The sequence below is a fragment of the Paenibacillus sp. fava2 genome (genome assembly GCF_058313675.1).
The window spans coordinates 1,159,734-1,174,915 of sequence record NZ_CM177755.1 but is presented as its reverse complement, the minus strand read 5'-3'; the positions used below and the strand labels follow the sequence as shown (position 1 = coordinate 1,174,915).

Sequence of the window (15,182 nt, the reverse complement as noted above, 5' to 3'; positions counted from 1 at the left end):
CCTTGGTATATGTGACGCGAAAATTTCGGATTGTTATTGGGAGCTGTATGTTGTCGGAAAGCAAAACCGTTTCTGTTGTAAGGGTCACTGCAAGGAATGTTTGGGCTTCCGGCCGCTGTTGTCTTCGGATTTCCTGATTTAAACCGCTGGCCGCGGTAGAAATCCGAAGACAAAGGCGGACGCTACCGCTCCTACAGCTCCAAAATTCCTCTCCGATCCTTTTTACAACAGGTGAGCTGTTTGCTGTTCACGCAGGGAAGGCTCCCTGCTAAAGATCCGGAATTGCCGCTTGGTTGAGCGGCAGCTAAAGATTAAGAGCTAAGAATTAAAAGCTAAAAATCAAGGGCTATAGTTATGTCAGAGTTTTGCACTATGCACGAAAGAGATAAGAGCGTACAAGCGTACAAGCCTTCAAAAAAATTTACGAGCTTAAACCGCGCCGGCAACCGGAGAATATCCGCTAAGCCCGCCCATCTGCGGACGGCCGACAGAATGATACTCCAGGCCCGTGCCCTCGATCTGCTCCTTCGAGTAGACGTTGCGCCCGTCAATCAGGATTTGGCGGCGCATAGTGCCGGACAGGTGATGCAGATCAATATCCTTGAACTGTGCCCAGTCGGTCAGCAGGCAGACAGCATCACTGCCTTCCGCAGCCTCCTCCGGCACGCCGCACCAGCGCAGCTGCGGATGATCATATTGTGCGCGGAAGTTGGCAGCGGCGATCGGATCGTACAGCTTCACTGTAGCTCCCTCCGCTACCAGTGCCTCCACGATCTCGCGGGCCGGAGCCTCACGGACATCATCGGTATTCGGCTTGAAGGCGAGGCCCCAGATGCCGATCACGGCGCCGCGCAGGCTGCCAAGCGATTCATGCAGCTTGGAGATGATCATGAACCGCTGGTCCTTGTTCACCTCGACCACCGATTTCAGCAGCTTGAACTCGTAGTCCACGTTGCCGGCAATTTGAATCAGGGCATTGGTATCTTTCGGGAAACAGGAGCCTCCGTAGCCGATGCCGGCCTGCAGGAACGAGGAGCCGATTCTCCGGTCCATCCCCATACCTTCCGCCACCATGGTCACGTCAGCTCCCACCTTTTCACAAATGTTGGCGATCTCGTTGATGAAGGAGATTTTGGTCGCCAGGAATGCATTGGATGCATATTTGATCATTTCCGCACTGCGGATGTCCGTTACGAAGATGTTTTCCGTGAAGCCCTGATGAAGCTGGCGCATAACCGGCTCAATCGACGGGTTGTCGAGGCCGATAACGATACGGTCCGGGTGCAGGGTATCGCGGATCGCGGAGCCTTCACGCAGGAATTCTGGAGCGGAGACAATATCGAAGGGGTGATTGGTGCGGGAAGCGATGAGCTTGCGGATTCGTTCATTCGTGCCGACCGGAACCGTGGACTTGGTCATGATGATTTTGTAGCCTTCCATGGCATCGGCAATTTCAGCGGCAGCCCCTTCGATATACTGTAAATCGGCTTCGCCGCCAGGCAATGACGGTGTTCCTACAGCCAGGATCACGATATCGGAGCGGCGTACCGACTCCTTGAGATCCGCTGAAAAGGACAGTCTGCCTTCACGCAGATTCATTTCAATCAATGCCTCAATGCCCGGTTCGTAAATTGGGGATTCCATCCGGTTAAGCTTGTTGATTTTTTCCTCATCCTTATCGACACAAATCACATGGTTTCCATTCAAGGTAAAGCACACGCCTGATACAAGACCGACATAGCCGGTACCGATAACTGCCAGCTTCATACAATCATCCTCCTTTTAGGAAATTAACGTAGGCTTGCTCTACATACTGCTTGAACTGCACCATAAACGCCTGTTCATCGAATTTGCGGGCATGCCCCATAATCCGGCCGATATCCCATGCGTAGGACTCCACTTCGTTTATGGCCTTCAGTAAATCGTCAACTTCCTGATGCTGAAAAAATACCCCGTTCACATAAGGCACGATTGTATCCAGCGCCCCTCCGGCCTGGTAAGCAATAACCGGTCTTCCTGCAGCATTCGCCTCCAGCGGAGTGATGCCGAAATCTTCTTCTCCCGGGAAAATAAAGGCCCGGCACTGCGACATAAGCCCCGTTACCTCGGCATCCTCCAGCCGGCCCAGGAAGGACACATTGCCCTTGGCCATGCCTTCCAGACGCTTGCGGTCCGGTCCGTCACCGACGATGAACAGCTTCAGCCCGTTGCGGTTAAAAGCTTCCACCGCGAGATCGATCCGCTTGTAGGATACGAGCCGTGAGACGATCAGGTAGTAGTCGCCGATTGAGTTCGAGCTGCTGAAGCGTGCGGTGTTGATCGGCGGGAAGATAATATCCGCATCGCGGTGATAATAGTTCTGGATCCGCGTCTTCACGACGGAAGAGTTGGCTACGAACTGGTTAACATTTTTACTTGTCCGCTGATCCCAGGTCTTGAGCCGCTGCATGTAGATCTTCAGCAGTCTTTTGAACAGTCCGGAATTGGTCTGCCGCTCCATATAAGTGTCATAATCCCAGGCAAAGCGCATCGGTGTATGGCAATAGCAGAGATGGAACGTCGATTCGGGCACCTGAATGCTTTTCATAAAAGCACTGCTGGAGCTCAGGACGATATCATATCCGCGAAAATCCAGATCACGGATGGCCATGGGATATAGCGGCAGCACCCCTTTAAAATTGGTCTTCACTCCCGGAATTTTCTGCAGCCAGGAGGCCCTAATGTCCGCGTCTTTGAGGTTGTCGGTCAATCGGCTTCCGTTAAACACGGTTGTGAAGATCGGAGCCTCCGGATACATGTGGTGGAATACCTCCACTACTCTTTCCGCCCCGCCCATTTGGATTAAGTAATCGTGCGCTATCGCAATTTTCATGTGAATCATCCTCAAAGTTTTATGGAGCTGCATCATCAAGCACAATCAGGTTGCCGCCAGCAGTCCTTTGTAGTAATCAACAATGTCCTTGACGGTATTCTCGATGACAAAATGCTCTTTCACCCGTTTCGTTCCATTCTCGGCCATCCGTCTGCGCTCCTCGGGGTGTTCCAGCATCCATGTAATGGATTCTGCGAGTATCCCTGCGTCTCCAGGCTGGATCAGCATTCCGGTTACTCCCGGTACTACAATCTCTACAGGCCCGCCTTCGTTCGAGGCGATGACCGGCAGCCCGGCTGCCATGCCTTCAACAATGACCTGGCCGAACGGCTCAGGCGTAACCGACGTGTGAATCAGCAGATCGGCTTTTTGCATTAATCCCTGTATGTCATCCACATGGCCCAGCAGACTGACATTGGTCAGATCATTCTGCTGAATCGTCCGGATCAATTCCTGTTTGTATTCCTCTTCTCCGAACAGCGCATCGCCGGCCAGCCAGAATTTCACTCTGCTGTCCTGCTTGAAGGCCTTGGCTGCCTCCAGCACGACATGCTGGCCTTTCCAGTGTGCCAGCCGTCCGACCAGCAGCACGTTGAAATCCTTCTGGTCCCGTCTGCGGGTCCCTTCACTGATCGCCTTGGCGAAGGCGGAGTAGACAACGAGTGTCTTTTTCGTCTGCGGCAGCTCCAGAGCGCTCAGTGTAGAGTGCGAATTGGCGATGACCCCGTTCGGCAGCATGCGTGACATCGTGCGGATGGCCTTGGCGACCACCGGCTTTAAGTAAGGGGCACCGATATGGTCCCGGATATGCCAGATCAGCGGTACGCCCGCTTTCTTGGCGGCGACTGCACCGTAGAACGCTGATTTCAGCGAATTGGTATGCACACAGTCCACCTTTTCCTGCTTCAGCAGGGGAGCCAGCTTGCTGCCGTAGGCCAGCAGCTTGATTGCTGCTGCCGGAGCGCCAAGATTGACGGCGTTGCGGCCGCGGCTGCGGATGCTCTCATCCAGCGGAATTACGCGGACATCAATGCCCTTTTCGCGCAGCCGTTCAGCAAGTGCACCTTCTTCGGCCAGAATGACGAGCGGCTGCACATTTTCTCCGATATTGGTGAGGATATTGAATAAGGCAACCTCTCCTCCGCTCCACTTGGCGGTGTGATCAATATAGGCTACTTTTAGCATCCTGCGGCCACACCCTTTCCCAAAGTCTGCAGAAATACCGATTCAACCTGATCTCCGACATGCTGCCAGGTGTACTTCTCAAGTACATGGCCACGGCATTCTTCACGGCTCGGCAGGAGCTTGCGGTTGCTGAGCATATGAATCATACCCTCTGCTATATCGTCGCTGGCTGCACTCTTGAACAGCAGCTCCGGCCGGAAGCCCTGGAGAATTTCCTTGTTGCCGCCTACCGGGGTAGCCATAACCGGAAGTCCGGAGGACAATGCCTCGACGGTAATCAGCCCGAAGCCCTCCAGCGCCTGTGAGGGAACCACGAACATGTCGGCTGCCTGGTAGTAGGAGGCCAGCTCATGGTCGGGAATATATCCGAGCAGCCGGACCTTGTTGCCAAGGCCGTAATCGGCGATTTTTTCTTCAAGCTCGCCGCGCAGCGGCCCTTTGCCGCCGATCAGCAGAATCGCGTTCGGGAAGCGCTCCGACACCTGCTTCCAGGCATCCAGCAGCTGCAGCAGCCCCATGCGGTTCATCAGCCGCCGCACGGTCAGCACGGTAGTTGCCCCTTCGGGCAGATTCAGTGTCCGCCGTACCGCCAGCCGGTTGTTCGCCGGAACAAAGCGATCGATATTGGCCGCTCCCGGAATCACGACAATCTTGTGCAGCGGTACTCCGTGCAGCTGATGCAGCATGTCGCGGAAGTACTCGCTAAGGACGATAAATTTATCTGCCAGCTTGTAGGCTTTGCGTTCGATGGACTTGGCGATGGTCGTCTTGACCCGGTGCTTGATGCCCTGGCCCTCGATCTTCATCTCTTCATTCCATGGACCGTGGAAGGTCATGATAACCGGAATCCCCCGCTTCTTTGCCTCAATCGCCGGCCCTACGCCGTAGGGGGCAAAGTGCGAGTACAGGATGTCGATGCGTCCGCTGCCGCTGCCCATCAGATCTGCCGCTTTGCGCTGGAAGGCATCCCTGCGCTTCCAGATCGTCTCTTTGGGATCACCCGCGTTATGGATGATCAGATCCTTGGGAGTCGGCGGTGTCTCCTGGCTGCAGATCAGCGCATGCACCTGATTGCGTGTGGAGAGCTGCTCGCAGACAGATTTGAAATACGTGTTGAGCCCGCCGGGCTGCAGCGACGGCCAGCTGAGGCCGGTCGTCATAATGTTCAGTCCGTCACTGTACGGCATAGCTTCTCTCCCCCTTCTTCTTTCCTTTCTCCGCTTGGCCCTGCGCGTTATGCCGGGCCAGCCTGCCGGAGCTGGTTAATTCGTAAAGCTTGAAGCCGACCATGAATTCATACATCACCCAGAATACGGATACCGCAAATCCGGAAATGCCTTTCTTGAACAGGCCATGCAGGAAGTATTTCTGCAGGAAGCGTGCCGGCGGCCGCAGCAGCAGGTTTCTCAGCTTGAACGGCTTGCCTTTCTCAAATGCCGCTTGTGCCTCCAGGTCGGTATATTTGTTGAAGCGGGCCACATGGTCGTTGATGCTGCGGAAGCCCTGATGCCATAGCACCCCGTTCAGCCGGACCGTCCTTTCCTCCTCAACCTCGGGCATCTCATGCACCAGGGAATTACGGATGCCGTACTCCTTGCGGTTGTACAGGCGGACCAGGTACTCCCCTTTGTCCAGCCATCTGCCCAGGAAATCACCGATCCGGTAAAGTGAGAAGGCTACGCCCCGGTCTGTCAGCCCCGGCTTGCGCTGCAGAATATCCTGTGCCAGCTCCTCGCTGACCACTTCGTCGGTATCAATCAGGAAGACCCAATCATGGACGGCGCGTTCCACTCCGAATTCCCTTTGTTTGGCATATCCGGGCCACGGGTTGACGTATACCCGGCAGCCGAGGCTTTCAGCCAGCTGCACCGTCCCGTCCTTGCTTCCTCCGTCGATTACGACTACTTCGTCGGCGAAGGGCCGGCAGGACTGAATTGCTTTGGATATGCGAACTTCGTCATCCTGAGCAATGATGACAACCGAAATCGGGTAACTGCCCGGGCTGCCAAGCACGCTTGTTACTGAATCCATGAAGGTTTCCTCCTTTGCTTAACTGCTGGTATCCGCTGGTTTCTTGCGGATGTAAGAATTCATCGTTGTCTTCATCCATTGGATGTCTTGCCTGCTGATCAGCAGGCGGGGAAGCTTAACTTTCAGGTTGTATCTGATATTAAGAATAATGAACAGGAAGCGCAGGATTGCCGATGACAGCATCGCCACTCCCGCTCCGAACAATCCGAACTTTGGCACCAGCAGGAAGAGCAGGGGGATTACCAGAAGCAGCCCCACCCCCTGGAGGATGGATACAAACTTCGGTTTGCCGAGCGCCATGAAGGTCTGAGCCAGAATCAGGGTGCCTCCGCTGATCGTTACCTCCAGCAGCAGCAGCCGGAATACCGTCAGTGCGGTGTTGAAATCCTTGCCGTACAGCAGCGGGATAACAAAGGGGGCTACCAGCATCAGGAACAGTGCGCCGAGCAGGGTGCAGGTGGTGCTGATCCGGAAAGCCTTGAAGGTCAGCGAGATTGCTTCATCTTTCGAAAGCTCGGAGGCTTTCGGGAACAGCACCACAGTAATGGAATTCGAGAAAAAGTTGACCATCCGCGACAGGCTTACCGCCACGGCATACAGCCCCAGGTCGGCCGGCCGCAGCAGGCCGGCGATAATGATCTGGTCAATGTATGTAGAGAACTGGCCGAGCAGGTCATTACCGTAAGAGCCAAGCCCGTAGGTGAACAGTCTTTTGAAATTAAGGTAAGTGTTTCTCATCTTGACTCTGTAGGTGCGCAGCAGCAGCAGCGTCATCCAGATAAAGAGCGGCACCGAAGGAACCAGATAAGCCAGTGCGGTAGTATATGGATTCATACTGCCGGTAAGGATCAGAATGCCGATGACCGCCAGCGTCAGGAGCGGCACCAGATACCGCTGCCAGTTGAAGGTTTTGTAATCCCCTCTGAACTGAAAGGCCGCATTGTTGATCTGTGAGACCACAATCAGCGGGCACAGGATCATGGACACTTGCGCGAACAGCACAACCTCTGAACTGAAGGAATCGAGCCAATACGGCAGAACGAAAATCCCTACTGTCATCGCTATTATCCCGAAACCCAGGCCGATCAGCAGCGCCACCCGGTACAGCACCCCGGCTTCATCGGGGTTCTTCTTGGCGTTGTAGATCAGCGCCGACGGAATCCCGAAGCTCATACTGAACGCCAGGAACTGCGACCAGCTCACCATCGCCGTCTGTTCCCCGCGGCCGGATGGTCCAAGGTAGCGGGCGGTCAGCACGCCGGTCAGCATATTGACCAGCAGGATCAGCACGCTGACCATCATGGTTTTGACTGCCGCCGAGCTGTTGTTCTTGCTCTTGGTAAACCGTTTGAGCGAGGACCAGACCGCGCTAGTGGGAAGTGATTTGGCGTTCGACTGCTGCATGCGGTGTTCCCTTCTTTCTACTCTCAATAATCTCTTTGGCTCCGAGACCCAGCCCGATCAGCATCCAGATCAGGTACCCCTTCAGTCCCGGGAAGCCGTTATCGGATAACAGGCTGACTACCGCTCCTGTCCAGGCTGCCAGTGAAAGTCTGGCGTACGGCTGAAGACTGTCCTTGCTCGTGACCCTTTGGGCAATCTGTTTGATGACAACGCCCAGTGCGCCGAAGAAGAACAAGGCTCCCAGTACTCCGAAGGTGAGCAGCAATGCGATAAACCCGTTATCCATATTGCCGTACTCGCCAAGTTCGCCTCCGTTACCCAGCTTGGTACTCTGTCCTACACTGCCTATTCCCTGGCCAACGGGGTTCGAGGCTACCAGCGGTACCATGTTCTGCCAGAGGGCGAGCCGCTCATTGTAGGAGTGATCCTCCTGTACCGAGGTTAATGTCTCCATCCGTGCGACCAGCCCTTCTGCACCCGGAAGCTTGGGAACAATCCAGAACAGTGCTGCGGCGACAAAGCCGAGCTGGAGCAGCGTCTTCCACTTGCCTTTGGAAGGAGAGGAAGCGATGTAGACCAGCAGCATGACCAGCAGCACCAGCCAGGCCGAGCGGACCAGGGTGGTCAGCAGGCAAATTACGACGAGCAGGACGCCGAGCCAGCGCAGCGTACCCTGCCATCTCCGCTCCAGAATCATCGGCACCAGGGCGAATACCAGGAAGGTAGCGGCCGGTCCGGGTGAATTCAGCGTGGAGAACACCCGGACTTCCAGCGGATAAGGCGTTCCGATAGAGATCATATCGGCATTGCGCATCCAGAAGGCATCCCATGGCGGAACGGTCAGATACTGGATGATGCCGTAGATGGCTACCAGCACTGCAATGTTGGCAAAAGCGTACAGCAGCCGGTCAATATCCTTCGGCGTGAACCGGGTAACCGCAAAGAACGGAATCAGCAGCAACGGTACGATGTAGTTCGCCAGATCGTACACCGAGCCCACGCCGTTCTTGGCCAGCCCGATCATTGCGCCGTAAGCCAGCGCCACCGAGAACAACAGAATGATCCGGGATGACGACTTGCGGATCCGGTGAATCTCGCGCAGCACCGGGATGGCAAGGGTTGCCCCCGTCAGCAGCGGCGCCAGACTAAGCAGAGATACCGAATGGTACACGCCTTCCGACCAGTCGGCGATACGTCTCAGCTCCGGGGCCACTGCCCAGATGAGCAGCGTATAGGCAATCAGCTGTTTGGGTTTCAGCAGTGCCAGCAGGAAGGCGGGAAAGAGCAGCCCTGCCAGAATGGCTCCCTGCAGACTGTCGGAGGCACTGAGCTGTGCGCTGGCGAACCCGATGATCAGCGGAAGGCCAAGACATATGGCGCAGATCAGCGCTGTCGCTGCGCCGGATTTCATCGTGTTCAGGGATGGCAGCGATATACTGCTCTCATTCTGCTCCGTCATCTTCGTTCCCCACCTCCTGCCGGCAACTGTAATTATTCAAGGCTTCTGCCCTTTACCCGGTCTTTCTTGCGCAGCTCCTTGAGCAGCAGAACCAGGAATTGGGCATCGTCTACAAGATATCTCTTCCAGAGCCTTCCCGGCTCCTGGCTTAGCCGCCAGAACCATTCAAGCCCTGTCTTCTGCATAAAGTCCGGCGCCCGCTTCACGGAACCGGAGAGGAAATCGAAGGTTGCGCCGACACCGATCGAAATCGGCGCCTGGTAAGAGGTGTAATGGCGGTAAATCCATTTCTCCTGCTTCGGCGCGCCCACGCCGACGAATACAATGTCCGGCTGGCTGTCCGTCAGCATCTTGATGATGTGCCGGTTCTCCTCCTCGTTATGCTCAAAGCCGTAGGAGGGAGAGTAGCAGCCGACAACATTGATGCCGGGATAAGCCGCTTTTAAATTCATTGTCGCCTTTTCCGGCACACCTTCCGCCGAGCCCAGGAAGAACAGCCGGTACTTCCTTTGCTCGAAGGCGTTGCCCAGACGGCTGAAGAGATCCGAACCGGATACCTTCTGCTTAAGCGGCTTGCCAAGCATCTTTGAAGCCCAGATCAGCGGCATCCCGTCTGCGACGACTGCGCCCGCCTCTGAATAAACGGCCTGGAACTCTTTGTCCTTGCGCAGCTTGATTACATGATCGACATTGCAGGTCAGGATGTAGGACTGGTTCCTTTCCTGAATCGTTTTGTCGATGTAATCAAGCAAGTCCATGAAGTCATAGTTATTAAAGTTAACATCGAACATATTCACTTGATTCATCGTATCACTTCTTTTTGTGGGGAATCGGCCTACTGTGAAGATCGATACAGGCAGTTCAGGTACCAACAGAACGGAATAATGAATTGGACCGTCGACAGCGTGTTATCTGAAAAGGAATATACTAGAAACGCTGCAATCAAGAGTGCGTAATAAGGTCTGACCCGCGGCGCTAAAGCTCTGTAAACCACAAGAAACACAGCCAGTAAAGAAAGCATTAGCAGGATGGCGCCGATGTACCCTCCATCGTAGTAAAACCGGATGTACTCGTTATGCGGAACAACAAACCCGTAATAGAGTGTACCGTCATTGGCTACGGTGGCTGATCCAAGTCCCCGGCCCGCCCAGGGCGACCCGGCTGCCTTGTTCAGGAAAAACTCCCAGGCTTCCGTCCGGCCCGACAGGTCAATCCCCGTCTCGGTAGTCCGCTCAAAGGAGCGTTTTCTGAGGTTATCCAGCTGCAGATAGACAGCTCCGGAGAGTACGATCCCCCCGCCCAGAAGCAGGAACAGGTACTGTGACTTGCCTTTTAAGTACTGGCGCGAGATGTCGTAGAAATAATAGAGAACCATAGGTACGAGTGCCAGCATCGGCCCTCTCGTTCCTGTTCCGACAAGAATCAGAAAGTTCAGACCCAGCAGGGTGTAAAAAAGCCGGATATGCTGCGGGCTGCGCTTGATCTCTATGAAGCAGATCGCCACGCCCATGAACGCCAGCATCGCCAGATGCGGTGCAATATTTGCTCCCTGCAGCCGTACAGCACCTGTAAATTCAGTAGACAGAAGGGAATGCATGCCTGCTATCTGCAGCAGTATCCCTATCCCTACACTGATTACGGGCAGACTCGCAAGAATGCGGATCTGCTTGTCGGCGACCTCCTTCTTCCAGTTGATCAGGAGAAACACGAAGGGGAGCGACAGTCCGATAAAAGCTTTTACAGCAATGGAAGAGCTCATCTCCGGCAGCCAGATGGAGAAGCCGAAGGTGATAATCACCAGAATAAACATCGCCCACAGGGGGGGACTCAGCTTGAATCTCAGTCCGTTCACCAGAATGCAGGGTACCAGCAGCATCAGGATTACCAGCTTGTAAAGCGAGAGAATTTCGAAACCGAACATGCTGCCGCTGAACAAAAAGTTGATCGAGACCGCTGTCGTCAGCAGTACGAAATAACTGATAACATCGGGGCGTGAGATGGAGACAGTCAGTAAAATAATCAAGAGTACGGCCGCTACCGCAAATACCGGCTGGTAAATGACCGCGGTCCCCAGAAACAGTGCGGACACGAGGTAGAGCATTCCGTATGGCAAAGCGTTTAGTTTGGTGCCCCACTCAAAATTAGTCATTGTCTACCCTCACCCCGCTGCAGATTCCCTTTTCCGGTTCCAAAACATATGAAGCGTCCCCCGAATGCTTTCCAGCCGGCACTTGTTCAGCAGCTTTCTGCCCTGGCTTCTGGAAAAGACCGAATCGGCCATGACGTACACGATTTTGGCGGCCGTTATACCCAGCAGCAGCAGATTACCCTTCAGCCCTTCGCTTTTCATGGCGTTGGAGATGCCCTGGCTGTAATACCTTTTCATAATCCAGTCTTCGGTCAGACGCCCTGCTGCCACGAAATGGTCTACGGCCATCTGCGGGTGATACAGGATGGTGTGTCCCTGCTTCTGCAGCTGCCCGAAGAGCCAGGTTTCCTCACCGGAGATGAGGGAATCGCCCTTTCTTCCGAGATCCAGCGGAAACAGGCTGATATCGAAGGCCGGCTTGCGCATCGCCATATTGGCTCCGCATGGATGCAGCCGCTTCGGATATTCCCTGACCTTGCCTCCGAGATCCACGATGGTGTAAGGCAGCTCAAACGGCTTGATCAGCCAGTCGGGGCGCTTGCTTTCGAAGATCGGGGCCACCTTTCCGCCCATGGCCATGACTTCCGGCCTTTCTTCAAAGGTGCTGATTATTGTTGTAATCCAATTCCGGCAAGGTATCGCATCGTCGTCGAGAAAGGCGATGATCTGCGATTTGGAAGCCAAAATTCCTGTATTCCGGGCCGCCGACAATCCCTGTACCGGCTCCAGAAGATAACGGATATCCATTTCTGTACCATGACTCCCGATGAAGCCCTTGATCGCTGCTGCCGTATCATCCGGTGAATTATTATCCACCACAATGATTTCAGCCTGATGCAGATTCTCAAGTCCGATCAGCGACTGAAGGGTTTTAACCAGCAGGGCCGACCTGTTATAGGTGCAGATAATAATGGAAACCTTTGGGATGTCTCCGTACTCAGTCATCGGCAATCACCCAATTCCCATATTTTTAATAAGCGTCCTTGGAACCGAGCAGCATCAGTCCGGTTTTGAAAATGATCTTCAGATCCAGCATCGTGCTCCGGATATGGATATAAGTCAGATCCAGCTGCACCATTTCGTCAAAGCCGACGCTGTTTCTGGCGTTAACCTGCCAGTATCCGGTACAGCCCGGCGTAACCAGCAGCCGCTGCTTGTCGTAATCCGTATACTGCGCCACCTCTTCAACGAGCGGAGGACGGGGGCCGACCAGACTCATGTGGCCCATCAGCACGTTCCAGAGCTGAGGCAGTTCATCAATGCTCGTCTTGCGCAGAAATTTTCCGATCCGGGTGATGCGGGGGTCATTTTTGATTTTGAACATCGCCCCGCTCACTTCGTTGTAAGCCTTAAGACTTTCTTTCAGCTCCTCGGCATTGGAAACCATGGATCTGAATTTATACATTGGAAACAGCACTTCGTCCTTGCCCACTCTGGTCTGCCGGAAGAATACCTTGCCTTTGGGATCCTCCAGCTTGATCAGGATAGCCACAAGAGCAAAGAGCGGCAGCAGTACGAGAAGACCAAGTGCGGAGAAAAGAATATCAATGATCCGCTTCATTACCAGATAGGAATCCATCCCTTTGCTTCCTTCTTTGGCATGCAGCATGTAAAGTTTCGGCAGGACGGCCTCGTAGTCTTCCGGCAGTTTTTGCATGCTCATTTCTCCTCATTCCTCCTAAAGGTTTAAATATATTTTTAGCTGCTGAGTGTGGTTTGTCCGGCTTTACTGAGCCATTCTGCCATTGCATCCATCACCGGATAACGGAGATCATCGCTCTGGAGGGCAAATTCCAGTGTAGTCAGGATGTAACCGAGACGTTCACCGACATCATATCTGGTTCCGTCGAAGTTATAGGCATATACCCGTTCGCTCTGGTTCAGCTTCTGGATGGCATCGGTCAGCTGGATTTCGCCACCGGCGCCTTTTTCCTGCAGATCCAGGTATTTAAAGATTTTTGGAGTAAAGACGTAACGTCCCATGATTGCCAGATTGGATGGGGCTGTGCCCAGAGGAGGTTTTTCCACAAAGTTGTTAACCCGGTAGAGCCGTCCGTCCTGCAGATCCGGTTCGATAATCCCGTAACGGTTGGTGAATTCATCCGGAATTTCCTGTACTCCGATTACCGAATTCTGTGTTTCCTCGTACTGGTCAATCAGTTGTTTAAGGCAAGGTGTATTGCCTGTTACGATGTCATCCCCGAGCATAACGCCGAAAGGCTCGTCTCCGATAAAGCGCCGTGCGCACCATACGGCATGCCCCAGACCCATCGCTTCTTTTTGGCGGATATAGTGGATTTCCACTTTAGAGGAACGCTGAACCTCTTTGAGCAGCTCCAGCTTTCCATCCTCCAGCAGTCTGGATTCCAGCTCGAACGCATTGTCAAAGTGATCCTCAATCGCCCGCTTGCCCTTACCGGTAACGATGATAATGTCCTCAATGCCGGAAGCGATGGCTTCTTCCACGATATACTGGATGGTCGGCTTGTTGATAATCGGAAGCATTTCCTTAGGCATGGCCTTTGTCGCAGGAAGGAAGCGCGTTCCTAACCCAGCTGCAGGGATAATTACCTTCTTTACCTTTTTCATCATCGCACTTACCTCCTGATCGTTATGTGTAGGATTGTAAATCTTGGGACTTTACCGGGTCTGATTCATGGCGATGCCGAGAATATTCGACCCGCTCTGCTCAAGCAGCCCCTTCAGCTTGCGGACCGCTTCGCGTTTCGTCTTACCGTGCCTGGCCACCAGGATCACTCCGTCGGAGAGCGGGGCCAGAATACGGGCATCACTGTACTCCACTGCCGGCGGGGTGTCGAGCAGGATCAGATCAAAGCTGCTCTTCAGCTCCTCCAGCAGAGCGCCCATTTTGTCGTTGCCCAGGAGATCCGGCGGACTGATGCGGGTCTTGCCTGCCGGAATGACGGCCAGGTTGGCCAGATTGCCGTATACGGCAATATCCTTCGCAGCCTCCTGACCGCTCAGGTAGGCGGCCAGTCCTTCACTGCCTTCCACCTCGAACACGGCATGCAGTCCGGGATGACGCAGGTTGCAGTCTACAACGGCCACCTTCTTGCCGTCCTGTACAAAGGATACAGCGAGATTAGACAGCACTGTTGTCTTGCCCTCCCCGCCTTCAGCAGAGGTAAAGAGAAGCACCTTGCCGCTGTCCCCCCCGGTCAGCCCGAGCTGGCGGATGTAGGTGCGCAGCGAGCGGAAGGATTCGGAGATATGCGAGGATGGATTCAGGTCTGCAATCAAGCTTTTATTCAGCCGTAACATAAGTACCCTCCCCTACTCTTGCTTTGGCGTTTGCCGCACTGCCCAGATCACGTTTACGGATGGCGGGGATGCTGGCAATAACCGGCAGTCCGACATCGAATTCCGCTTCCTTCTCGGTGCGGAGCGTTCCATTCAGCGTTTCTAGCAGCAGGATGATACCGATAGCAGCCATTAATGAAATAACAAAGCTGATAATCAGGTTCATGGCGACGCCGCCGTTAGATGGAGCTGGAAGATCAGCCGGATCAGCCGGGGTCAGGAAGGTAACATTGTCCAGCATCATAAGCGACGGCAGGCTGCGTATGAAGCTTTGCGAAACCGCGTTTACAATGTTGGCTGCCGTGCTGTAGCTTTCGTCCTGTACACTCAGATTGATCACTGAGCTTTTCTCCGAGGATCTTACCTGCAGCTTCGCGGCCAGCTGTTCTTCCGTGAGACCAAACTCGGGATGATCGGCCACAACACTGCCCAGAATTGCGGGGGACTTCATAATTTCCTTGTAGCTCTCGATGAGGTTCAGGCTGAAGTTCAGGTTGTTGAGATTGTTGCTCTCGGGTACATTTGCGGTATTGTTGACCAGCAGCTGTCCGGAGGCGGAGTAGACGGGTGTAACGAAGTTCTTGCTGACATAGAAGGTAGTAGCACAGGAGATCAATACAAATACCGTTATCAGCCAGAGCCTCTTCTTAATCAGGTTAATGTAATCCAAAATCGTCTTTTCCACAGTAACCCTCCTTCCGCATTCATTACGTTCTGAAAGCATTCATGAAAGTTTCAGATATCTTGTGTCTTATTCTATC

14 protein-coding genes are annotated in these 15,182 nt (G+C 54.1%); all 14 read right to left on the bottom strand.

The window, feature by feature from the left end:
• Positions 1-429: 429 nt before the first annotated feature.
• Positions 430-1,767, bottom strand: coding sequence for a UDP-glucose dehydrogenase family protein (locus AC4G46_RS05130; RefSeq protein WP_491126974.1), 1,338 nt, complete (start codon positions 1,765-1,767; stop codon positions 430-432).
• Positions 1,768-1,771: 4 nt separating this feature from the next.
• Positions 1,772-2,872: a glycosyltransferase gene (locus AC4G46_RS05125; RefSeq protein ID WP_491128795.1), complete on the bottom strand. Its 1,101-nt coding sequence runs from the start codon at positions 2,870-2,872 to the stop codon at positions 1,772-1,774.
• A 45-nt stretch (positions 2,873-2,917) separates the two neighbouring features.
• Positions 2,918-4,057, bottom strand: coding sequence for a glycosyltransferase family 4 protein (locus AC4G46_RS05120; protein ID WP_090717567.1), 1,140 nt, complete (start codon positions 4,055-4,057; stop codon positions 2,918-2,920).
• Entirely contained in the window at positions 4,051-5,244 is a 1,194-nt protein-coding gene (locus AC4G46_RS05115; RefSeq protein ID WP_491126973.1) for a glycosyltransferase family 4 protein, read from the bottom strand. Before AC4G46_RS05115 ends, AC4G46_RS05120 begins: the two co-directional genes overlap by 7 nt.
• Positions 5,231-6,088, bottom strand: a complete 858-nt coding sequence (locus tag AC4G46_RS05110; RefSeq protein WP_491126972.1) for a glycosyltransferase family 2 protein — start codon at positions 6,086-6,088, stop codon at positions 5,231-5,233. Before AC4G46_RS05110 ends, AC4G46_RS05115 begins: the two co-directional genes overlap by 14 nt.
• An 18-nt stretch (positions 6,089-6,106) precedes the next feature.
• Positions 6,107-7,492 carry an oligosaccharide flippase family protein gene (locus AC4G46_RS05105; protein WP_491126971.1) on the bottom strand — a complete coding sequence of 462 codons (1,386 nt, stop codon included), beginning with the start codon at positions 7,490-7,492 and terminating at the stop codon, positions 6,107-6,109.
• A complete protein-coding gene (locus tag AC4G46_RS05100; protein WP_491128794.1) occupies positions 7,458-8,903 on the bottom strand; it encodes an O-antigen ligase family protein in 1,446 nt (481 codons plus the stop codon). Before AC4G46_RS05100 ends, AC4G46_RS05105 begins: the two co-directional genes overlap by 35 nt.
• Before the next feature lie 80 nt (positions 8,904-8,983).
• Positions 8,984-9,757, bottom strand: coding sequence for a WecB/TagA/CpsF family glycosyltransferase (locus tag AC4G46_RS05095; RefSeq protein WP_068720658.1), 774 nt, complete (start codon positions 9,755-9,757; stop codon positions 8,984-8,986).
• 29 nt (positions 9,758-9,786) lie between these two features.
• The gene (locus tag AC4G46_RS05090; RefSeq protein ID WP_491126970.1) at positions 9,787-11,100 is read right to left on the bottom strand and encodes an O-antigen ligase family protein; all 1,314 of its coding nucleotides are present in this window, start codon (positions 11,098-11,100) and stop codon (positions 9,787-9,789) included.
• Positions 11,101-11,109: 9 nt separating this feature from the next.
• Complete coding sequence (locus AC4G46_RS05085; protein WP_491126969.1) at positions 11,110-12,045, bottom strand: glycosyltransferase; 936 nt, start codon at positions 12,043-12,045, stop codon at positions 11,110-11,112.
• Between the two features lie 25 nt (positions 12,046-12,070).
• Positions 12,071-12,763: a sugar transferase gene (locus AC4G46_RS05080; RefSeq protein WP_068720652.1), complete on the bottom strand. Its 693-nt coding sequence runs from the start codon at positions 12,761-12,763 to the stop codon at positions 12,071-12,073.
• A 35-nt stretch (positions 12,764-12,798) separates the two neighbouring features.
• The gene (gene galU / locus AC4G46_RS05075; protein WP_082707628.1) at positions 12,799-13,692 is read right to left on the bottom strand and encodes a UTP--glucose-1-phosphate uridylyltransferase GalU; all 894 of its coding nucleotides are present in this window, start codon (positions 13,690-13,692) and stop codon (positions 12,799-12,801) included.
• Positions 13,693-13,740: 48 nt separating this feature from the next.
• Entirely contained in the window at positions 13,741-14,382 is a 642-nt protein-coding gene (locus tag AC4G46_RS05070; RefSeq protein ID WP_491126968.1) for a CpsD/CapB family tyrosine-protein kinase, read from the bottom strand.
• On the bottom strand, positions 14,366-15,106 hold the full coding sequence (locus AC4G46_RS05065; RefSeq protein ID WP_491126967.1) for a YveK family protein: 741 nt from the start codon (positions 15,104-15,106) through the stop codon (positions 14,366-14,368). Before AC4G46_RS05065 ends, AC4G46_RS05070 begins: the two co-directional genes overlap by 17 nt.
• Between the last annotated feature and the right edge of the window lie 76 nt (positions 15,107-15,182).